Below are 21,040 nucleotides of genomic sequence, written 5' to 3'. Positions count from 1 at the left end.
CGTGGAACATCCGCCCGCGGAACAGGTAGGTCCTGACTGTGGCCGGATGCTTATTCGTGGTTTCGGTGCCGTCTCGCGAGCCCTGGTTGGTCTTCCAGCCCGCGTTGATCGCGTCGTACATCCACTTCGGGATCAGTGGTTCGTGCACCGGAGCTGGCGACCAGACCCATTTGATCGGGTCGTTGTGCTTGCCTCGGCGTGATCGGGTGGCGCGTCGGTTGAAGACCTGGTAGCCGGTGTACTTCGGGTTGCGCAGGATGTCGTAAACGCTTGATCGTCCCCAAACGCCTCGTGCTCGTCGCTTGCCCGGAGGTTCGGGCGGCGGGTACTTGTCCAGGTCCGCGTTCAGCCGGTCGGCGATCGTGTCGCAGCCGAGGCGTTCGTAGTACCGCCACAACGCGATCTGAGTGACTGTCTCGCCCTTGAGGCCGTCAGGTTCGAGCCGCGACTTCGTGTAGCCCTTGGCGGCCTTCGCGGGGTTGGGGTGTTTGAAGACTTTGGCTTTGTAGCCGTGGCATGGTTTGCCGATGTTCCAGCCCTCGCGCACATGGGTGCAGAGGCCACCCCAGGACTGTTCGAGGGTGTTGAGGACCTCGTACTCGGCCACCGACTGGTTGATCCGGCGCTGCAGAATCCGCTGGGCACGGCTCCCGGAGACCGTGATCGGCTCGTTCGAGGCGAACAGAGGCACATCGTTTCGCTCCAGCTCGCGCTCGACCGACAGACCTTCGAAGGCCCGCCGGGCGACTCGCGCGATGTTCTCGCAGATCACGACGTCGAATCGACGTTTTGGACTGGCGGCCTCGGCCAGGAGGTCGGTGATGCCGCCGTCGCGTGCGATCGGGATGTCGAATCGCTCGTAGTTCTCGCCACGTCCGCGGGATGCGAGGTCCATGCGCCCTGACTCGACGTCGTAGAAGTGCGCGACGATCACCCAGGATTCGGGGATGGCGGCCTTGGAGTTGCCGAGCTGACGCAGGATGGACTGGCGTGGATCCTGCTGGTCCTCAGTGGAGGTTCGCGCGAGGAAGGCAACGCGTACTTCGTCGCGGAGGAGGGCTGTGGGCATACCCAACGGCGACACCGCGTAGTCCGACAGGCCTGACGGGCCGGACACCGGAATCTTCGTCGTGCGGCCATCAGGCATGGACAATAGAGCCGGAGCAGCCGCCGACAACTCATCGGATGAAATCATGTGGGCTTGTCGTCCTCGTGTAATCCGGCACAGGCGCTTTCTTGGGCCCAGCGCAAGAGATCGTTGGTTGCGGCGGCAAGTCGCATTCGGGTCATTTCGGCTTCGGTTCCGTAGACCCGGACAATGTGACCGGAAAAGCTGCGATCGGCGCCGCGCTTGTTCCGTTGAGAGTAGCACCAAACGGATCCGTCAGGACGAGGCGCCGATTCGGTTTCCGTGTCCGCGGATGCTCGCTCCATCGGTCCTCCGAGACTTCGACTCGGCGGTCGGCGCGGGAGCGAGACCTGCGAAAGAGCAGGTCTCGCTCGGTCTCGCATCCGGTCTCGCCGGACTGAAGGGGGTCTCTGAAGACATGTGCCGCTGCACTATCGAATGATTCACACTGGCCAGTGTGCGGACTTTAGGAATACAGAAATCGACGGGATTGATAGAGACAGTGGCGTGTGCTCTCGTTTAGATGCTCAGGACCGAGACTGGCCTTCTCGTCGGCTTGGTTGGAGAGTGCTGCATAGCCCTGCCCAGCCGACTGGGCGTGGTTTCGACAGGCCACCGGTGCGTTTGATCGGGTCTGGTTCAGAGCGCGACGGCGTCGCAAGGTAGCTCGTCGGAGGATCCTGCCCCTCCGAGACCGGGCGAGACCACCTCCCAGTTCCGGCGGAAGAGCCCGGAGACTTCCTCGGCTACCGAAGGTGGCGACCTGAGCAGGTCTCACACGTCGAAGCGCGCCTGGGGTGCCTGGGCCCTCCCGCGCTGAGAAGTGGTCTCGATGGCCCCGCGCCTGATCGGGTGAAGGTCTCCTTGCCCCAGGCTCGGGGCAAGCATGTGAGCCAGGAAAAGAGCGAGGGGCGGATTCGAGTCTCGTGGCGATCTTGTCACCGCTCGAAGGGCCACCACGATGTCCATCCCAGTCGGACCCGCCACCAGTCCGCTCACCGCGCTCCAGCGCCAGCTCAATCACCCGGATTCGCTCTTGAGGTTCGACGCCGCGCTCAGTTCTTGGGCAGCGTGCGATCCTGCGCTGACAGACGCCAGCCTGCACGCGCGGCTATCGGACGTTCTCGTCAGCCGCGATTACGTGCGCCACGACGAAGTTCTGCATGCGCTGTTGCGGCGTGCCGCGCTCGCTGGTGACGACGGTGTCGTCGCTGGGGAAATCGTGCTGAACGCCATGTTGCCCGCTGTCCCGGGCATCGTCGGACGGGTCATCCGTGCCAGCAAGGCCGCGATCGGCACCTTCGGAGCCCGACGTGGTGTAACCGGAGGTGGGGTCTCGGCGAATGAGGCGAATACCGACGTACAAGCTTCGGTAATCGGCCACCTGTGGGAGCAGATCCGCTGCTTTCCACTCCGCCGACGGCACCACGTCGCGGCCAATCTGGTCTGCGACACCCAGAGGGCCGCGCTCCGCACGCTCGGTGTTGACATCACGCAAGCCTCCGCTGAGGTCGTGACTATGGACGACGTGGCACACCGGCCGCCGGCTGAGGTGCCAACTGAGAAGGACGCGTCGGAGCAGTTGCTGGAGTTGCTGTCGTGGGCCGTCGAGCAGCGATGGCTCGACGAACAGGGAGCGGCGATCCTGACTGCTCGATACTTTGGAGAACAGATGGGGCGGGACGGGGTCGCGACCGACCGCCAGCTCGGAGCATTGTTCGGTGTGAGCCAGCCGACCGCGACGCGCAGGCGGAATCGAGCGCTCGACGCGTTAGCGGAAGCTGGTCGCGAATGGCAGTGGCATTTTTAGCGCTCCGGGAAGATGAAGCTTTGTCGTGTCGACGAGCCGAAGGGTTGACCAGTGATCGCGACTCTGCGCCGCCAGGAACTTCCGCGGACCGATGGCCTTGACCATTTCCGGGGCTCATCTCGGAAGGATGGTCAAGAGCTTCCCGCAATGGTCATGAACCGAATCGCCTGGTACCAGGCAGCTGGCCGGCGTAACCGGAAGCGCTATGCACTCACGGAAGTCACTGCGGTCCTCGCCGCGGCTGGGGTTCCTGTGGCGACTACCGTTCGTCTGGACGGGACGGTGGTCGCGGCACTCGGCGCCATCGTGCTGGTGGCCACCGGTATCCGCACCACCTTCCAGATCCACGAGAACTGGATCGAGGACAACCGCATGCGCTACGACATCGAGCGTGAGGCTGCCCTGTTCCTGGTGGACGCTCCGCCCTACCAAGGACCCGACGCCGCCAGGGACCTGGTCGTCCGGATCGAGCTCTTCGCCCACGGGAGCGGACACCGGTGGCTTGCTCGCCGTACGCGGATTCGTGAACAAGAGGAAACCGCCGCAGCGCAGCCTCCCGCGCTCGGACAGTAGGGCTCTGCTCCGGTCGGCGTGAATCAAAGGCTGGTGGGCTGAGCGTGTCTTCGATGCCGCAGCCCGCCAGACCTCAGGGAGCTTCCGTGAACGGACCCCGTGCCGACCTCGCCCCCGGCGAACTTCTCATTGCCCACGCCCGTGTACGCGCGAGGGATCTGGGGCGGCGACTCGAGTCGACGATGGTCGATCGACAGCTGTACGACGAGCTCCAGCGTTTCCTCGACGAGGTCGGATTTCCGGTCTGCGATGGCCTCGACGCGTTTGCCGGTTCTGACGATCGAGAGTTGCGCAAACGCCTGCACCAGGTGCTGGGAATCGAGGCGCGGTGATGAAGCGTCGCGAGAGCCGAATTCCGCAGGCGATCCCTGATGCTCAACTGGAGCCCGCTGTCCATACCGCGGCTCGGCGGATCGGCAGGGTGCTGGGGTGGTGTGTGATCGTCTCAAGCCCGCTAGCCGTGATCGTGGGCCTGGTGGTGCTGCGCCCGAGCGCACCGGCTGAAGCCCTGCGGCCTGAGCGGCTCATCGAGGCCGGCGAGCCGCAGGGCTGGGCGGAGATGTACGTCCGGTCGTGGCTCTCGGCCCACCGTGACGACTCCGCTGGACTGGAGACCTTCTACCCGGAGGGGATGAAGTCGACTCGCGCGGTCGGCACGCAGTTCCCGGTCGACACCAGCACGTTGTCGGTCGTGTCGCCGAGGCCGGGCGCGTGGTCGGTGATGGTCGCGGTCAACATCCTGGTTCAGCAACCCGACGGCAAGCACCGAGGGAGACTGACCTGCGCCCAGGTCAGCCTCGTCGGAAGTGCCGAAGGCTATGTCGCGGCGTCGCTTCCGGCGCCGGTCGCGTGTCCGCGCACGCTCGCCGCGGTCGAACCTGACTACCCGGAGACCGCGGAGCTGAACGGGCCGATCGGTCATTCCGTGCACGGCTTCCTGATCGCCTACCTGGCCGGTCGAGGGGAGCTGAACCGCTACATCGCGCCAGGGACGAACATCGGCGCGATCATCCCGCCGCTGTACGCCGAGGTCCAGCTGCTGGAGCTGCGTACACACGAACTGTTCGAGCCCGGTCAGGCGGCCCGGCCGCTGGACGGAACCGAGGTTCACACAACCGCACGAGCTTGGGGATACGACGTCCTTGGACAGGTCACCACGATCGACTACGCCCTCACCCTCGTCGCGCGGGCAGGTCGCTGGGAAGTCAGTCGAATCGACCCCGCTCCGCTCCTCGCCGGAGCTCCCGCAACACCTCCGACCCCGGCCGGAGAATAGGAGAAGAGATGTCGACCATCGTGCTCGCAGCCGACGTCAAGACCTGGATCGACACCAACCTCGCCTGGGGAGACCAGGCCGTGCGCCGCCTGATTCTGCTCGTGGCCGTCGTGGGCGGCATCGGCTTGCTGATCGGGACCCGAGGCAACTTTACCCGCGCTATCAAGTACGGCGTGATCGCTGCGATCTTCCTCGGCATTTTGCTCAACCTCGACGGTGTGTCGGGCATGTTCGGCGCCTGGTTCACCAAATGACCGTGCAACGTGGGCGCGGTGATGTCCTGATTGGACGGTCGTACACGAGGTCGCGCAGGTTTCCGCGGATGTTCGGGCGGATGCCCGGACGGGACGGCGGATATCTGCCTGGCGGCCCGTACACGCTCACTCAAGGCGTGGTCTTCCTCGTCCTTCTGCTGGTCGTCTGGAAGCTACCGCTCCTGGACTGGCTCGGTCCAGCCCGCTGGGGCGTGCCACTGTCGGCGATCGCGGTCCGTCGCGCGCGGATCGAGTCGCGGACGCCCGCTAGCTGGCTGATCGGCTTGGTGGCACATCTGCTCGCGCCGTCTTCGGGAATGCTGGCAGGTCGGCCTTATCGCCCAGAGCGGCCCGTGTCGTGCGCGCCGCGGTTCCACCTGCACGGTATGGACAAGGCTCAACAGCCTGTGGACAACGTCGCGCCGAAGTCGTCACTGCAGCGGCTGCTCGCCGGAGTCCGGTGATGGAGAACCAGATCCAGGACATCAGCGGCAACCTGGTGTTCTGCGCGGATGGGTCGGTCTGGGCGGTGTGGCGGGCGCACCCGCGCGAAAGTGCTCGCTCGACGGGGAAACAGCTGCACGAGCTGTACAGCCGCACCGTGACGTTCATGAAGTCGCTGCGCGGCGAGGTGATGCTGGCGTCGCTGTGTGAACAGGTCCAGCCGCATGCGATCATCCGGCGTTGCCTTGGCGGTATCGATCTCGATGAGAACCCGCATTGGGCGGAAACGGTGCACAACGCCTGGGACCAGCTCGACGACCTCGACGTGCTCGGCCGCAGCTATTGGATCGCCAAACCCCTCGCCGGCAACGGGTGGCGCGAGGGAGGCCGTGCCCTGCTGCGAGCCGCGGGAGCGGCATTGAGTGCGGGCCTCGGTCTCCCGCCGCGCCCCGCGTCGCCTCAAGCTGTCGCTGAGGCACAGGAACTTGCGCGCGTCATCGAGCGCGAACTCGGCGGTGCGATCCCGCTTCGCCCTGCGACCGAAGCCGAACTGCTGTGGTGGTTGTGCCGCGCTCCGGTCAGGGGCGTTCGCGAGCCGCAGCTCGAACGTGCGTCGACCGTGCACAACACCGGCGCGACCCTGTCACGTGGCCGAAGCCGTGCTCGGCTGGTGACGTTGCGCGGGACCGTGTTCGACGAAGGCGGTCGCAGCGACGAAGGTAAGCGCCTGGGAAATCCGCTGCAGGTCTTGAATAAGCGGTTCCTCAAGTGCGTCACTCCGGACGACGAGGGGCTCATCGGGAGCTACCAGGCCTATCTCGTGCTCGCGGAGATGCCCCGCGCCTTCACCTTTCCCGGGCACGAGATCTTGTCGCGGTTGGCGAACATCGGCTTCGGCGTCGACTACGCCCTGCGCATCGCGGCGAAGACGAACGACGAGGCTCGCGCGGCCAACCGGCGTCGCACCCGCGATCTGATGAGCCAGGACGACGAGCATGGCGGAGATACCGCGGGTGTACCTGCCGATGTTCACTCTGCCCAGGAGGAGATTCAGCACAAGAATGCCCGTCTCGGTGCGAGCACGACCGAAATCGAACTCGAGGTCGGTGTCGTCGCCTGCGTGTGGGGTGCCACCGCCGAGGGGTGCGACGCACGGGCCAAGACGTTGCGGCAGATGTTCTTGGGCGGTGAGTACAAGTGGGAGAGGCCGCTCGGTGGACAGAAGCAGCTCTATCAGGCGCTGCTTCCTGGCTACCGGACGCCGCTCGTTGTCCGGGAATGCAGCCAGAATCTCCTCGCCAGCGACTGCGCGATGCTGCTCCCGATGTCGTCCGCCGAGTTCGGTGACCCGAGTGGCGCCTTGTTCGGCATGGTCTTGGACGGCGGCGCGATCACGCCGTTCCTGCTCGACCCGACCTATGGGCCGACGCACGACTCGTCCGGGGGTGTCGCGGTGATCGGCGAACTCGGCTCCGGGAAATCGGTCGTACTGAAGAACCTTGCCGCCGTCGTCCGGCTGATGCTTGACGGTCGCGTGATCGCCATCGACCGCACACGGAGCCGCGAATGGGCCCCGGTCGCGAAAGCGCTGCCGGGCAACTGCCAAGTGGTCGAGATCATCGATCCCACGCTCGACAGCGAACGTGCCGCGAACACCGAGCTGCGGCACTCTTGCGATCCCTTGCGGGTCTTCCGCGGCAAGACGAAGTCCAGCACCGGCATCGCCGAAATCTTCTTCGCCTCCTGGCTGGACCTGGAATCCAATTCGGCCGAACGCGACGCGCTCGGCCGCGCCCTCGACAAGGTCAGCGGCTCACCGACCGCGTCCAGCAACGCCCTCATCGACGTCCTCACCGACCACGGCGCCGCAGATCCAGCGTCGAGAGGCCTCGCCGACCGACTGCGGCGCCTTCGCCGTGATCCGATCACCCGCCCGATATTCGATCCCGAACTCGAGCCCGTCGACGTGCTCGCCGCAGACATGGTGGTCTTCTGCACCAACGAAGTCCCGCTCCCGAACACCCTGGAGATGAGCAACGAGCGCATGGCCGCCCGTATCCCGCCGAGGAAGCTCTTCGGCCGTGCTTTCCACCTGCTGATCGCGGCGATCGCCAAGGAGATCTGCTTCGGAACCGAGCGGTGGGGCCAATTCATCTGTGACGAGGCCTACAACGTCACTGGTACCCCTGAGGGCCAGCAGATCGCCTTGGAGTTCGTTCGCGATGGGCGCAAGCACGGCGCCGACGCCGCCTTCGGCTCGCACTCCGAAAGCGACCTCGGTGACGAAGTCCTCCGCGGCCTGATCGCTGTCCGGATGCTCGGCCGCCACCGCGACAGCGGTCTCGCCCGACACGGGCTCGCGTGGCTCGGCGTCGACCCCGCCGACACCCGCTACCAGGAGATCGTCACCAAAGACCTCTCGCCGCTCAACCCCGCGGGCGGCGAAGAAGAACGTCGAGCGCGCGCCGGGGAGTTCCTGGTCCGCGATCACGCCGGCCGGGTCGGCAAGGTCAAGATCTTGACCCAGCCCTACCGGACGCTGCCTCAGGCCGTTCTCACCACGCCCACCGTCCGGCGGCCCTGAATCAAACCCGCTGGTACACGCCATGTCTCGGACATCACCGGCGCGACCTCGGGAGACGTTCATGACGCTCAACGCGCGTGCCGCGAAACCTCTCGCGTTCGCCACCATCGTGCTTGTCCTGCTGCTCGGCAACGCCGCGCCCGCCACTGCTCAAGTCGTTCCGCTGCCGCCGAACGAACCGCGGTCGTGTCAGCCGTACCCGCTGTGCCTCGTCGTTCCCGATCCCCGCGCTCCACAGCCGAATCCACCGAGTTTGGACCATCCCGATCCGGATGCTCCGACCCTGCCGTTGCAGGACGACCCAGGGCACGCCGCCCACCTCAAAGGCATGTTCACCATCGATGATGGTTACGGCCGCGACTTGCGCAACTACGACCTTTTCGCCAACCTGCCGTGGCTGGTCAGCAATCCCATGCCGACGATCTGGCTCTGGCTGGCGAACATGGGTTTCGCCGTCGGCAAGTACGCGCTCGGCTTCTCCGTCTGGTTCACCGAATGGTCCATGACCGCCGGCGTCGTCGATTGGATCAAAGCACCTGCGCAGGACCTCGAGAAGATCTGGCAGACCACCGTCATCGGGGGCTTGAAACTTCGAGAGCTGGCTTTGCTCGTCGCGACTTGTTACCTCGGGCTCCTGTTCATGCGCGGCCTCACCACCCGAGCCTGGCGCGAGACCATGTCCACGATCGCGATCAACGTCCTGGCCATCGCGATCATCACCCATCCTGTCGACTTCCTCGTCGGCGACGGGGGAGTGCTCAGCCTCAGCCGAGACCTCGGCGCCGACGTCAGCGCCGTGATCATGGGCAAGCAACCCGGCGGCACCGGCAATCCCGCCGCGCCGATCGGGCAAGCCCTCATCGACAACCTGCTCATCGCGCCCTGGGAGACCCTCAACTACGGAACGCCGGTCTCAGGCAAACAGGGGACGGGAGCCTGCCAGTACTCGATCAAGCAGATCCTTGACCAAGGCCCCTGGTCTGGCAAAGACAGCACCCCGGCCCGTGAGCTGGCCGGGTGTCCTGGCGAGTACGGCAAGTACAACGAGGTCGCCGACGGTGACCGCATGCTCGGAGCGTGGGAGTACGCCGTCGCGATGATTCTGTTCGCGATCCTCACCCTCTGCCTCAACGCGATCCAGATCCTTGCCCCGTACTTCCTCCTCTTCGAAGGCCTCCTGCTCAGCCTCGCCCTGATCGCCGCGTTGATCCCGACACTGCAGCACCAGCTGGCCTACCGCATCAGCTCGATCGCCGGAACCATCGCCAAGCTGCTGATAGGCATGTTCTTCATCGCCGTCATGACCGTGCTCCTGCGGTCGCTCATGCTCGCCGACCTCGGCCCGCAGCTGGTCAAGTTCGCCGTCATCGACCTCGTCGTCTTCTCCGGCTTCCTATTCCGCAAACGGCTCATGGCGAACATTCAGCGGATCCGGTCCAGTGTCAACTCCGGTGTCCAGCGACTCGGCAGACCAAGGACCGGGCCGAAATCCATGCCCTTGCCTATCGCCGAGCCTGGGCCGCACCGGATCAGCCGCACGATCAAGACCGGCGCCGGCGCCTTCACCGAAGCTGTTGCCCCGGCAAACGACCTGAAGAACCGGCTGGTGACCGCGGGCAAATTGGGCGGGAAGGTCGGCAGCAAGGCCGTCTCCTTCACTCTGGGCGCCCCGGTGTCCTGGCCTGCCGCCGCGAACCGCGCGAACACCGCGCTCACCGCACGGGGCACCGCCGCCAAGGCCGCACTTGGGCGCAAGGCGGGCGCAGTGAAGGCCTATGCCTCTACCTACGCCGGAAACATCGGCGCCGCCGCAAGCCCACTGGTGAATGTCGCGACCACCGCGGCGTCGGTTCTCGGCAGTCGCCGTTCATCCAGCGAGTCGCCAGCTGCGCCTCAACCGCCCGCCAGGATTTCGACCACGCCCGAGTTCACCGGAACCGACGTTGCGGCTACCACTGCCGACGGCACAGGACCGAGAAGGCCACGCAGCCAGAGCCCGGACCCGACACCGCTGCCGCCTGGGATGCTGCCGATCACGCCGACGTGGTCGCAACGCTTGCGTACCAGGTTGAACGAGCACCGGCCATGAACCCGCTGCTCGCCCTCCACGTCGCCGAGCACGTCCGCAACGAGGTCCGCGAACACCCGAAACGATGGGGCTGCCTCGCACTCCTTCTCCTTTTCGGGCCTGCCATCGCCTGCGTGCTCGTCGCCGTCTTGATCATCGTCGTCATCGCCGGAGGAGCAGACGGATCAAGCTCTACGCCAGGACACGTGCCCGGCATCCCGGACATCATGCTCACCGCCTACCAACAGGCGGCTCAGCGCATCGACGGCATCAGGCCCGCCTGTGCCGGGATGCGCTGGTCGATCCTCGCAGGCATCGCCGAAGCCGAATCCCGTCACGCGTCCGGCCGGACGATCGCGCCCAACGGGGACATCAGCCCGCCGATCCTCGGGCCTCCTCTCGACGGCAGCGGTGTGGGCGGCAACCGGACGTCAATCCGGAATCCCGACGGGACCCTCGCCCGCGCCGTCGGCCCGTTCCAGTTCCTCACGACCACCTGGGCCAGCGTCGAACAAGACGGCAACGACGACGGCGCCCGCAACCCGCACAACGCCTTCGACGCCGCTCTCGGAGCCGCCGTCTACCTGTGCGGAAACGGTCCCCGAGACCTGAAAGACGACGCCCAGCTCCGCGCTGCGCTCCTCCGGTACAACGCCAGCCAGGACTACGTCGCTCAGGTCCTCGCCAACATCGAGCGCTACGACGCCGTTGAACTCCAGCCTGCGGTCAGCGCTACCGGGGCAGCGAAGATCGTCATCGACGCCGCAATGTCGCAGCTCGGCGTGCCGTACGCCTGGGGCGGTGGCACGGCCACTGGACCGAGCCACGGGATTCGAGACGGCGGTGTCGCAGACCGGCACGGCGACTACAACAAGACCGGCTTCGACTGCAGTGGCCTCGTGCTCTACGCCTACGCCAAGGTCGGTATCACCTTGCCGCACAACAGCAGGGCGCAGTTCGCTGCCGGCACTCGGGTGCCGAAGGAAGCGGGAATCAGCGCCCTGCGGGCGGGCGACCTCGTATTCTACAGCCCTGGCCTTATCCACCACGTGGGTATCTACCTCGGCGACAACAAGATGATCAACGCGCCGTACTCCGGTGCCGAAGTTCGTCTCGATTCCATCGCCTTGGGTGAGTTCGCCGGTGGAACACGTCTGCTGCAGTAGACCGACGAGGTATGCGGAGACGACCGTGCGTCCGCATTTGTCTCGATGTGACAACGACTTCTTCCCCTTGAGCGAACGGTGTATCGGCGAGTTGGCAGGGGACGATCTGCACGCCGTGTGGATCAGACGCGTGCTCATGTGGGTCATGCTGTTCGGGCTCGCGGTGGCGGGGCTGGTGGGGAACATGGCGACCGGCACCGTGCAGATCTCGTCCGCGGCGGCCCCGTGGGTCTGGGTCGGTGTCGGGGTGACGGTCTTGTTGACCATGGTCGCTGGAGCCGCTCAGTTCGACTGGCCGGTGGGCCGGCGTTCCCCTGGTGCGGCCGTGGTTCAAGTACCGCCAACCACCGCGGTCACGGTGCTCGGCGGAGGTCGTACCGGGAGCTGGCTGGGGGCGGCCGGTGTGGTGGGCGCGGCCCTGATGATCGTGAGTTTCCCGATAGCCATAGCGTTCACTCCAGGCACAGGATCCGGGCTGCCGATCTACAAGGCGCCGCCTGATTCTCCATCGCTTTTCGATGCCAACCCGTTGGCTGTGTCGATCGGGCTCGGGTGTATCGGAGCGATGATCCTGGCCTATGCCGTGAGGGTCGGACGGGGAAGCCCTCGTGGCGTACTGGAGATCTCGGACTTGGGGGTCGTCTTTCGCCGTGGTCGGTATCGCTTGGACGTGCCGTGGTCGGAAGTGTCCAGTGCCACCGTTCGAGGGGGCATCCTCACGAAGTACCTCGTCGCGCGTCCGCATGCGACATCGGTGTTGCTGACGACGGACCCGACGATGTCGATTTACCATGCGCGAAGCGGGTTTCTGCGAATCTGTGACCTCACGGCGGCTGGGATTCCGGTCCATGCCGTCCGCGCCGCGCTGCAGCGGCATCTCGCTTCCTCGCCCTGACAATGGTTCTGACCGTCTTGGGTTAGGGCTTGCATCGAAGCACTGTGTGTCGACGCATGTCTGCGCCATGATGCTGTGCACTGGCTTTGCGTTCGACCTGGCGATCCACCCTGCGTATGTCTGGTCGCCCATTTCGTCTGTAGCCGCTGGTCGGACCCTGGGAGCAAGGCGAACCTGGAATGCAGACTTGTTCCCCCATGGCCGTCAGGTCATCCAGGGAACCAGCGCGCCGAAGGCGCTCGATCTTCACCACGTGCTCGCCGAGTCCGCGCTGTGGTGGGTGACCGCGGCGGTGGTCGCGATCTTGATCGCGGTCTTCGTCCTCCACCGACACTTCCGTTCCCACCACCTCCGCTCCAGAGTCAGTTACGACCTCCTCCCGACCGCCACGTTCGACCCGTCCCTTCAGGGCGTTCTGGCGTTTGCGCACCAGCTCGGTCGGGTGCGTCCGGTGCGCGGCTGGGTGCCGAAGTCCGCGGTCGGTGTCCGGGTGCGGTTCAGCACCGACGAGGTGTTCGGGAAGCTGACGATGAGCGTGGAAGGCCGGGAGTCGATCACCGGTGTGATCAACAAGCTGACCTATCCGGAAGTCGAAATCCGCCGCAACGCGGACGACCGAGGAGATTGCTCCCCGGACCACGGACGAGGGCGAAACGACCTCCGTGCGGACGGGGGAGCGCGATGAGCTTCCGGGCACGCCGAAACGGGGAGGCTTCTCCTTCTTCTGAGGAAGCGCAGGTGCATGTGGCACGCGCCGAGCTGGTTCTCGCGCGGCCGGCCCACTTCGCGCTCAAGGCGCTCCCGCTTCGGCCGGACGACCCTCTGCAGGCTCTGGCGAACGCGCTGGGTGACGTCCGGCCAGACCTCGGGGAGAAGGTCGACGTCTGCCTCGACCTGATTCCGCTGACTCCCGCGAGAATCCGCCACCTTGCTCGTCAGACAGCCAAGCCGCAAGGGACGGTAGTCGGAGCACTCGCCGAGGCCGCAGGCGAGATCGTCGGCGAATTCGTGCCGACGGCGCGCGGGGCCCGCCGGCCTGTGCCACGAGCGGTCGCGCCGGTACCGAACAAGTTCGCCACGGACGAGCCGGTCTTCGCGATCCAGCTGCTGATCCGCTGCCGTTCGGACATCCCCGGCCGCGCGGAGGCGCATCTGCGCAGCGTGATCGGCGCCTTCGATGTCTACCGCGGCGACAACTACTGGCGAGCTCGAGGGCCGCGTGTGCTGGGTTGGCATTTCGGCGCGGACACGATCTTGATCCGCAGGTTCTTCGACCGGCGGTTCCACACTGGCTTGGCCAAGCCGCGCAGCCGGTCATACGTCACAGCCAGCGAGATCGCGGCGCTGCTGAAGCCGCCATCCGGGCGTTGTCTGTCGCCGGTGATCGCCCGCAGCCGGGGCTGGGTCATGCCCGCTCCCAGGGAGATCCCGCGTTACAAACCCGGCGCGGGGCTGGTCCGGCTCGGCTATGTGACCGACCTCAACGGCGAGGATCGGATCGTCGGGGTGCCGATTAGGGAGCTGCTGTTCTCGGCGCGGTTCGGGAAGGCCGGCTTCGGTAAGACCGAGGAGGCGCTCGCGCAGGCTATCGAGATCGCTCGGCTCGGCGGTGGGGTCTGGTTCCTCGATCCGCACGCTGATGGCTGGAAGCGGGCGAAACCGTATCTCTCGGATCCTGAGCTACGGAATCGGCTGTGGGAGGTCAATCTCGACGTCCGCGGGCGGGACAAGCGGCTGCCCGGTTGGAACCCGCTCAGCATGCAGGGCTTCTCCGAAGAGGACATCGAGGACCGCGTCGACGCCGTGGTCACCTCGTTCGCCACGGCGCTGGGGTGGGGTGACTCGGCGCCGCGAGCGAAGTCGATCCTGACGAAGGCGTGCGAGGCGCTCTGCTACCTCGCGATGCGGCTGCCGACCGAATGCGCGCCCACGATCTTCCAGATCCCGACACTCCTCGACGACGACACTTGGCGTGACGAGATTCTGCGCTTCCTGAAACCGAGCATCCGCCGCTACTGGACGGACTCCTTCACGAAGCTGGCGCCGGACGCGACCACGGTCGTCACGAACATCATCAACCGGCTACGCACCAGCCCGACCTTGTCCGCCTTCCTCGGCTCGTCGGTCACGACGTACAACGTCCGCCATGCCATGGACACAGGGAAGATCGTCTTCGTCTGCACCACCGGCACCGGCGAGACGAACAAACTGATCACCTCCTTCATGATCTACGACCTGTTCCGCGCCGGCCGGTCGCGTGCGGACACCCCGGTCGATCAGCGCCGCAGGTGCGACGCCTTCGTCGACGAGCTCGCCGCGGTCGATGGAGCGTCGCGCGGGTATCTCGCCGCGATCCTGGAGCAGCTGCGGAAGTACCGCGTCGCGCTGCACGCGATGAATCAGATGCCTGACCGGCTCGCGCCGGAGACCCGCAGGGCGCTGCTGCAGAACCAGTCGCTGCTGATGACCAGCGCCGCGGCGATCGACGGCGCTCGGACCGTGGCCCGCGAGTACGGCGGCCTCGTCCAGCCCGCGACGATCACCGAACTCGAGCAGTTCCACCACGTCGTCACCGTGACGCTCGGCGGCCAGCGCACCACGCCATTCAAGATCCGCGGTCTCCACGTGGACGACGAATTCGCCGAACATTTCCACCCCGAGTGGAACGCCGACGTCGACCGGTGCCTCGATCGGAACCTGACTCGCAGGCCGATCGGCGAGGTCCTCGACGAACTTGAGGACCTCGACGACCGCATCCTCGACGCTTTGCGCGGCAACGAGCGGGCACCTCGTGCACGGCGCGGACGGCCTCCAACCCGCGGGAGCGGCGCAGGCATGGAGCTGCCGGCACCCGAGTCGACGGTGGAGTGATCGATGTCGCGACTCGATCCGTTCAAGCGCGAGGCGCTCGTCGTCCTCTACTGGCACCGCATGGTCTCCACAGAGCAGATGCGGCGGTTGCTCGCACCGGCGGCATCGATCCGCACCGTCCAGCACAAGCTGCTCGCCCTACAGGCGGACGGTCTTGCCGTTGGCTTGCACCGGCACCACGCTCCCCGTACCTGGCACATCACCGAAAGCGGCGTGGAACTGGTCGAGGAGTCCGGGCGAGTGGACGCCCGCTCGTACCGGATCCCGCGGGCGGCTGCGGTGGAGCTGCTGCAGGATCATGCGCTCGACGTGGTCGAAACCGGGCTCGCCTTCACGACGGCGGCTCGACGGCGTGGGGACGAATGCGGGCCACTGTCGTGGACCCCGGAGGTCGCACATCGATTTCGGGACGGCCGTGGGCGACGCCAGGGTGTCGTCATCGCGGACGCGGTCCTCGACTACGTCCTTGACGAAGACGGACGGCGATCGCAGCGCACCTTCTTCATCGAGCTGGACCGCGCGACCATGCCCGTCGCCCGGCTTGCTCAGAAGCTCCGTTCCTACGTCCAGTACCACGACTACATTCCCGGAAAGCCGAACTCGGGTGGGCGACCGGCGTGGCGAAGTCGGTATGCGCGCTTCCCGCGGCTTCTCATCGTCCTATCCGGAGCTGCGGAGCACGTCCTTGGGCGCCGGCTCACGGACCTGCGGGCCTACGCACAAGCGATGCACGGCTTGGCGCTCGCCGGCGATCGCGTGTGCGCGCTGGCCACGACCTTGCGGAGGCTCCAAAACCCCGGACCGACAGCGGACATCGCGCTGCCCTTGCTCGCCGAGAGCGGCGCACCGGTACCCGTTTTCGCCTGGCCGAAGGCCGGTGGATCGTGACGGAGGCGCCAGGCGCCCTCGTTGAGCAGCTCGGGTTTTCGTCCCGGTTGCGCCAGCGCCGGTTCACCTTGCTTCCGTTGCGAGGCGAAGGAACTCCGTTCACGGACTCGCAGGGACGGGCGCCCGGCGACAGCACCGCGCCGGAAGAACTTGCTGACCTGATCTCCTCCATCGCGACCGTCGGCGTCCTTCAGCCAGTTCTGGTCGAGGAGATGGACGCTGGTGACGACAAGGCACCCGCCATGAGGTTGACGGCGGGCGAGCGGCGCCTGAGGGCCTGCCGGTGGGGCGCGGTCCACAAGCCGGAGAACCCGCACTTCACCGCACTCCCGGCGGTCGTGTGCCCGGGACCGCTGTCCGATGAGGAACGCCGCATCTGGCAGCTGGTCGAGAACCTCGCTCGCGAGAACCTGCGGCCCGGCGAGCTAGCGGCCGCGCTCGTCCTCGATCGCTGCGCCGTGCTGCTGGGCAAGCTGATCGCACACGGCTACAAGGTCCCCGCGGACGTCTACGCCATCGATGATCCGATCGCGCGGTTCTCCGCCATGGAGCGGATCCGGGGCACGGACAAGAAATGTGCGGCGCCGTGGTCTCAGGTCCTGTCCCGCCTCGGTCTGCAGCTGACTCCGCGGAAGGCGCGCGAGCTGGTGCGCGCGTTCGCCGAGATGCCCCGCGAGATCGCGGACGAAATGGACGAGGTCAAGATCAGTCTCAACACCCGCATCCGGTTCATCGAGCTCAACCGCGGGCGAGCGCAGGCCGCACAGGACATCTGGGCCGCGGTGAAGAAGACCAACCGGACCCGGCTGTTGAGCTCCGCCTTGACCGCTGCGGCCGACCCGGCGATCACTCCTGACGAAGCTCTTGCCGAAGCCGAGCAACTGCATGAACAAGCGGACAGCGCACGAGCCGACAAGCTCCGCGCAGACTCCGTCGAGACCGCTGGCCCCGCCTCGTTGGTGGAACAACGACTTGTCGACAACGCGCTCGCCAGCCTCCGTCTCCTGGCCGCCGCGCTGGCTCGCGGTGCTCGACTCTCCGCGCACGATCTGGCGTCGCTCCGCCTTCTGACCGATCAGCTCAACGGAACGGAGTGAGTGCCTTGTCCGTCTTCCTCGGCCTGCCCACCGACGCCGCGCCGGCCGCGCGGTGCGACTGCAGGCGCTGCCCCTGGTACGCGGGTACCGATGCCGAGCCGGGTGCGGTGATCGCGCCGTTGTGCTCGGGATGCAACTCGGATTGCAGCTACTGCGGCTGCGCACGCGCAGAGACCGCGCAGACAGCAACCGCATGTTCGAGCTGTCCGATTCGATGCGGTTCCCGAACCGATATCCAGGCGTGGATGGCCGACGTCGGGGAGACCCTCGAATTCGATGACGTCGTCCTCCGCAGCCGCTTGCCCGAAGGCTTGCCCTCCTTCATCCCGCAGGTCGACGGATCCGGCGCCGGTGACCTCGACGCCGCGTTGGGCTGGCCCGCCTACGCCGTCGGGCTTCGTCGCGTGTTCTCTCCACAGACGCACGCCATCTATCCGCGCTGGGATCAAGCCGCGACAGCTTCGGAGGCGTTAGGTCTCCCACCCACGGCGCTTACGGTCCTCTCTGGGTACGGCGAGGACCCGCTGGTCGAAGCGTTCTGGACGGCACGGCACCGCGATCGGCTGCTCGACCGGCTGTCGGCGCTCAAGTTCGATCTCGTCCTGGCTCCCAACTACTCGATCTACGGCAACTGGCCGCGTGCGGAACACCTGATCAACATGCGCAGGTCGCTGCTGCTCGCGGAGGAATTCGCCCATGCCGGTCTGCCGGCCGTCCCGAACATCTACTGGTTCCGGCTCGAAGACCTCCAGCGGTACGCCGCGTGGATCGCCGACACCGCGCCGCCCGCCATCGCGATCAACCTCCAGACCGTGCGCGAGAACAAGAACTGGGAAACCTGGGCATTGCCCGGTCTCAGCTGGCTCGCGGAGAACATCCCGGACAGTCTCCCGGTCATCATCACCGGCCTGTCCCGCCAAGAGCGCATCGCCACCGCCGTCGAGCTGTTCGGCACCAAGCTGATTCTCGTCAGCCAGAACCCGGCGCAGTACGCGCTTCATGGAGCCGTGATGACTCCGGAAGGGCGTAAGGACCTGCAAGCCCGCATCCCGGACGCCTTCGCCAGCTCGGTGCGCTACCTGGCTTCGCTCTTACCCGAAGGAGGCAACTGATGCAGCGGACACTCTGGATTCTGCTCGGCTGGTCGCCCGAGTACGGGGCCGCCACGACCGTCGTCGCGGTGCTCGGTATCGATCACGGAGACGACGGTCGGATCGACCGGCACATCGAATGGGTCCCGCGGGAGTATCAACGCTGCCTCACCTGGCGCGAACGCATCGCTTCAACTCCATCCGGCGACCTTCTCGCTCACATGGAGATCTGGGAGAACTCGCCCACCGCACCCGCCGCACGCGTCGACCTCATCCCCTCGGCGCCCGATCTCGCTGCCGCTGTTCAGTACCAGCTCGACGACCTGCTCGGTAGCACCGGCTGATCGAGTCCCCATGGGAACGAATTCCAAAACCAAGCACGCTGCCTACGCTGTCGGCCCTTCAGCTTCAGAGGGGACGCCACCCGAAGACGGTCCGAAGTGGACTGATGTTGAAATCGCCTTGTCGGTCGTCGAAGGCTTCGTGCTCAACGGAGTCGACCCTGAGAACCCTTTCGAGCCAACGACGCTCGATCTGCCCGATGGCATCGAAGAACGGTACGCGATGCTCGTGGAGGCGGTCCGCGAGGCACAAGAGGAAATCGCGAAACTGAGCGGCGATCCCACCGAGTTCGAGGACGCCTTGCACACACAGTGCGAGCTGTTCCTGAACGGCCTGACCCAGGACGAGCTCAAGGAGCTCGCTGCCGCACAAGGATTCAAGCACCCAGCGCTGGTGGGCCTGTCCGAAACCACGGGAAACCCGTTGGTGCACTGGCTGGATCCGTCCTATCCGGACGATGCGATCACGAAACAGACGATCCAGAGCGTCGCGATCAACAGGTTCGTGGCTTTGAGCTCCGGCGAAACTGTCGGAGGCAAGACTCTTGAACAGTGGCAACAACTCGACGCGAGCCTGGTCGCTACGTCAAGCCACAGTGCGCCTCCGGGCTTCACGTCGTGGACGCCGACCGCTGCCGAAGTGCAGGCAGTACAGGAAACAATCAACTCTGCTGCCGGCGCCGTCGAGACCGCTAAAGCCAACGGCTCGTGGGCTGATCCCGACCTCGTCTCCACTCTGATCGCCGCGGAAAACAAGCTGGCGACCGCCCACAACCCGGCACTGGACGACCTGGAGGCGATACGTTCCGCGGCGAAGCATCAAGTCGACCAAGCCTTCACGGACATCGGTCCACACGAACTCTCTGACGCGATACAGGCCGCGAAGGACCACGATCGGATCGCGCCTTTCCAGGCCAAGGTACTCAACGCCCACCAGGTTCTGAAGCTGCTGCGTGCGTCGACCGAGAAGCAGGAACGGCTCGATCTCCAGCACCTCGCCGTCGAGCGTGCAGCCACGAAAGCGACGTTCGAAGCCAACATCACGGACCTGCACAACGTGCTCGGACACGGTGGGCTTCCCGACCTCGCCGACTCAAACGGCATCGCGACGATGACCAAGTTCCTTGACCATGCGCACCAGGCGGGCGTCACGTACATGGAAATGAGCGCCTGGAAACCGGTCGAGCCGACACTCGCGCACAACGAAACCCTCCAGATCGCACAAACCGAAATCGCGCCGTGGGCAGACCAGCAAGAACTGAAGGACCTGCGAGCTTTCATCGTCTCCGCTGGTCTCCTCACGACCGATCAAGCCGCGGCGGCGACGAAGTCCTTCTGCAAAACGCTGCTGGTACATCAAGCCTATGGGTCCAGCGCGTCGGTCGCGTCACTGAAACACAGCTTACAAGAGAAGGTCGCTCTCAAGAACAGCACGAAGTCGTTACCGCCCAAGACAGGGAAGCCCGCGAAGGCGCCGATCCTGGCGGCGCCGCGAAGCGCGTTCGGTCGCCAGCACGCCGAGATGCTCTCCGCGCTCAAGCAGGCCAAAGCCGCTCTCTCGGCCTTGCCGAAATCAGTCGATCCGTCTGCTGTCGCGGCTTGGGACTTCGGTGCGGGCAAACCCGCACACCTCGGTGGGATACATCCGAAGACACTGCATACCGGGCCAGACGGCAAAACCTGGCTCGCGAAGGGAGAAGGTACTCCACGGGGCGGTGCGGTCATCGAAGCCGAGGCCGCTACTTCGCGAGCGCTCCGACGTGCAGGTCTGCCCGTGGTTCCCGTATTCACCACCAAGATCAACGGGAAACCGGCCTCCGTGCAGCCGATGCTCGTCGGCGCGACCGAGATGTCCAGCAACCCCGCCACCTGGTCGCAAACCGACGTCGACGACATCGTCCGCCTGCATGTCGCCAGCTGGGCTCTGGGAAACCACGATCCGCACGCCGGCAACGTCCTCCGGACCGGAGAGGGTGGTCTCGTCCCGATCGACCACGGGCAGTCGTTCAAGTTCTACGGTCAGGACAAGCTGTCGATGTCGTTCCGGCCGAACACGACTTCCTTGCCGTCTTCTCTGGCGTAGGTCGCCAGTGGTTCGGCGAAGAGCATGAAGCCAGTCAGCGCGGGCAAGTCCTGAGGTTCGATGTCCCAGCGGTCCCGAAGATTCCGGGCGGCATGGTGAACCATGGGCGTGATGTCGCTGGTGACATAGAACAGCCGCGCTTGATGGAGCCGCCGGTACTCGTCCGCCAGCATCAGCTGGGCGCCGATGTCCGGATCGCCGATCGGGCGAAGCGTTCCTCGACCTTCGCGCACCATCGCCGACGTGAACAGGTGAGCGACGGAGGTCGTGAGGTATCCGGCCAGATGCTCGCGCAAGGCGGGAAGCTCCCGCGGCTCGGGCGGGCACCAGGTCGCTTCAGCGTGCTCGGCCATGGCGACGTCCCTCGAACCGCTTCCGAATAGCCGGTGACCTGGTGTTTGAGTTCTGCATAGCGCCTCCCGATGAACCTTGATTACTGAGTGAACAAGGTTCAGGGTAGGCAAACATCG

Annotated in this window: 19 protein-coding genes and 1 pseudogene; 18 read left to right on the top strand and 2 right to left on the bottom strand. The window is 65.8% G+C overall.

Features of this window, described 5'->3' with window-relative positions:
• Positions 1–160 precede the first annotated feature (160 nt).
• Positions 161–547 (bottom strand): annotated as a pseudogene (locus ACZ7KI_RS16470) (recombinase family protein); the annotation flags it as partial.
• Here ACZ7KI_RS16470 and ACZ7KI_RS16465 point away from each other — a divergent pair.
• The 18 genes from ACZ7KI_RS16465 (at position 485) to ACZ7KI_RS16380 (ending at position 20,570) form a co-directional block, all read left to right on the top strand.
• A complete protein-coding gene (locus tag ACZ7KI_RS16465; protein WP_470273962.1) occupies positions 485–904 on the top strand; it encodes a hypothetical protein in 420 nt (139 codons plus the stop codon). The pseudogene ACZ7KI_RS16470 and the gene ACZ7KI_RS16465 sit on opposite strands and share 63 nt — an antisense overlap.
• Before the next feature lie 1,186 nt (positions 905–2,090).
• Positions 2,091–2,939: a helix-turn-helix domain-containing protein gene (locus ACZ7KI_RS16460; protein ID WP_470273961.1), complete on the top strand. Its 849-nt coding sequence runs from the start codon at positions 2,091–2,093 to the stop codon at positions 2,937–2,939.
• A 147-nt stretch (positions 2,940–3,086) separates the two neighbouring features.
• A complete protein-coding gene (locus ACZ7KI_RS16455) occupies positions 3,087–3,512 on the top strand; it encodes a DUF4231 domain-containing protein (RefSeq protein WP_470273960.1) in 426 nt (141 codons plus the stop codon).
• Positions 3,513–3,598: 86 nt separating this feature from the next.
• Positions 3,599–3,844, top strand: a complete 246-nt coding sequence (locus ACZ7KI_RS16450) for a hypothetical protein (protein ID WP_470273959.1) — start codon at positions 3,599–3,601, stop codon at positions 3,842–3,844.
• On the top strand, positions 3,844–4,788 hold the full coding sequence (locus ACZ7KI_RS16445; protein ID WP_470273958.1) for a conjugal transfer protein: 945 nt from the start codon (positions 3,844–3,846) through the stop codon (positions 4,786–4,788). Before ACZ7KI_RS16450 ends, ACZ7KI_RS16445 begins: the two co-directional genes overlap by 1 nt.
• A gap of 8 nt (positions 4,789–4,796) precedes the next feature.
• Positions 4,797–5,042, top strand: coding sequence for a hypothetical protein (locus tag ACZ7KI_RS16440; RefSeq protein WP_470273957.1), 246 nt, complete (start codon positions 4,797–4,799; stop codon positions 5,040–5,042).
• 80 nt (positions 5,043–5,122) lie between these two features.
• Positions 5,123–5,506, top strand: a complete 384-nt coding sequence (locus ACZ7KI_RS16435) for a hypothetical protein (RefSeq protein WP_470273956.1) — start codon at positions 5,123–5,125, stop codon at positions 5,504–5,506.
• A complete protein-coding gene (locus ACZ7KI_RS16430) occupies positions 5,506–8,070 on the top strand; it encodes an ATP-binding protein (protein WP_470273955.1) in 2,565 nt (854 codons plus the stop codon). The genes ACZ7KI_RS16435 and ACZ7KI_RS16430 overlap by 1 nt, the downstream gene beginning before the upstream one ends.
• 61 nt (positions 8,071–8,131) lie before the next feature.
• Positions 8,132–10,159 carry a hypothetical protein gene (locus ACZ7KI_RS16425; protein WP_470273954.1) on the top strand — a complete coding sequence of 676 codons (2,028 nt, stop codon included), beginning with the start codon at positions 8,132–8,134 and terminating at the stop codon, positions 10,157–10,159.
• Positions 10,156–11,304 (top strand): C40 family peptidase, encoded by a 1,149-nt coding sequence (locus tag ACZ7KI_RS16420; protein ID WP_470273953.1) that lies wholly within the window; start codon positions 10,156–10,158, stop codon positions 11,302–11,304. Before ACZ7KI_RS16425 ends, ACZ7KI_RS16420 begins: the two co-directional genes overlap by 4 nt.
• Positions 11,305–11,329: 25 nt before the next feature.
• Entirely contained in the window at positions 11,330–12,199 is an 870-nt protein-coding gene (locus ACZ7KI_RS16415) for a hypothetical protein (RefSeq protein WP_470273952.1), read from the top strand.
• 187 nt (positions 12,200–12,386) lie between these two features.
• The gene (locus ACZ7KI_RS16410) at positions 12,387–12,884 is read left to right on the top strand and encodes a hypothetical protein (protein ID WP_470273951.1); all 498 of its coding nucleotides are present in this window, start codon (positions 12,387–12,389) and stop codon (positions 12,882–12,884) included.
• A 53-nt stretch (positions 12,885–12,937) separates the two neighbouring features.
• Positions 12,938–15,070: a type IV secretory system conjugative DNA transfer family protein gene (locus ACZ7KI_RS16405; RefSeq protein ID WP_470273950.1), complete on the top strand. Its 2,133-nt coding sequence runs from the start codon at positions 12,938–12,940 to the stop codon at positions 15,068–15,070.
• Positions 15,071–15,073: 3 nt separating this feature from the next.
• Positions 15,074–15,958, top strand: a complete 885-nt coding sequence (locus tag ACZ7KI_RS16400; RefSeq protein WP_470273949.1) for a replication-relaxation family protein — start codon at positions 15,074–15,076, stop codon at positions 15,956–15,958.
• The gene (locus ACZ7KI_RS16395) at positions 15,955–17,055 is read left to right on the top strand and encodes a ParB/RepB/Spo0J family partition protein (RefSeq protein ID WP_470273948.1); all 1,101 of its coding nucleotides are present in this window, start codon (positions 15,955–15,957) and stop codon (positions 17,053–17,055) included. Before ACZ7KI_RS16400 ends, ACZ7KI_RS16395 begins: the two co-directional genes overlap by 4 nt.
• A gap of 245 nt (positions 17,056–17,300) precedes the next feature.
• The gene (locus ACZ7KI_RS16390; protein ID WP_470273947.1) at positions 17,301–18,167 is read left to right on the top strand and encodes a DUF4417 domain-containing protein; all 867 of its coding nucleotides are present in this window, start codon (positions 17,301–17,303) and stop codon (positions 18,165–18,167) included.
• Positions 18,167–18,490, top strand: coding sequence for a hypothetical protein (locus ACZ7KI_RS16385; RefSeq protein ID WP_470273946.1), 324 nt, complete (start codon positions 18,167–18,169; stop codon positions 18,488–18,490). The genes ACZ7KI_RS16390 and ACZ7KI_RS16385 overlap by 1 nt, the downstream gene beginning before the upstream one ends.
• 10 nt (positions 18,491–18,500) lie before the next feature.
• Positions 18,501–20,570: a hypothetical protein gene (locus ACZ7KI_RS16380; RefSeq protein ID WP_470273945.1), complete on the top strand. Its 2,070-nt coding sequence runs from the start codon at positions 18,501–18,503 to the stop codon at positions 20,568–20,570.
• On the opposite strand, the gene ACZ7KI_RS16375 is transcribed toward ACZ7KI_RS16380, so the two are convergent.
• The gene (locus ACZ7KI_RS16375) at positions 20,507–20,923 is read right to left on the bottom strand and encodes a hypothetical protein (protein ID WP_470273944.1); all 417 of its coding nucleotides are present in this window, start codon (positions 20,921–20,923) and stop codon (positions 20,507–20,509) included. The two genes, ACZ7KI_RS16380 and ACZ7KI_RS16375, sit on opposite strands and share 64 nt — an antisense overlap.
• Positions 20,924–21,040 lie beyond the last annotated feature (117 nt).

It is taken from the genome of Amycolatopsis sp. NPDC039088 (assembly GCF_055598845.1).
This window is presented reverse-complemented; position numbering and strand designations above follow the sequence as displayed.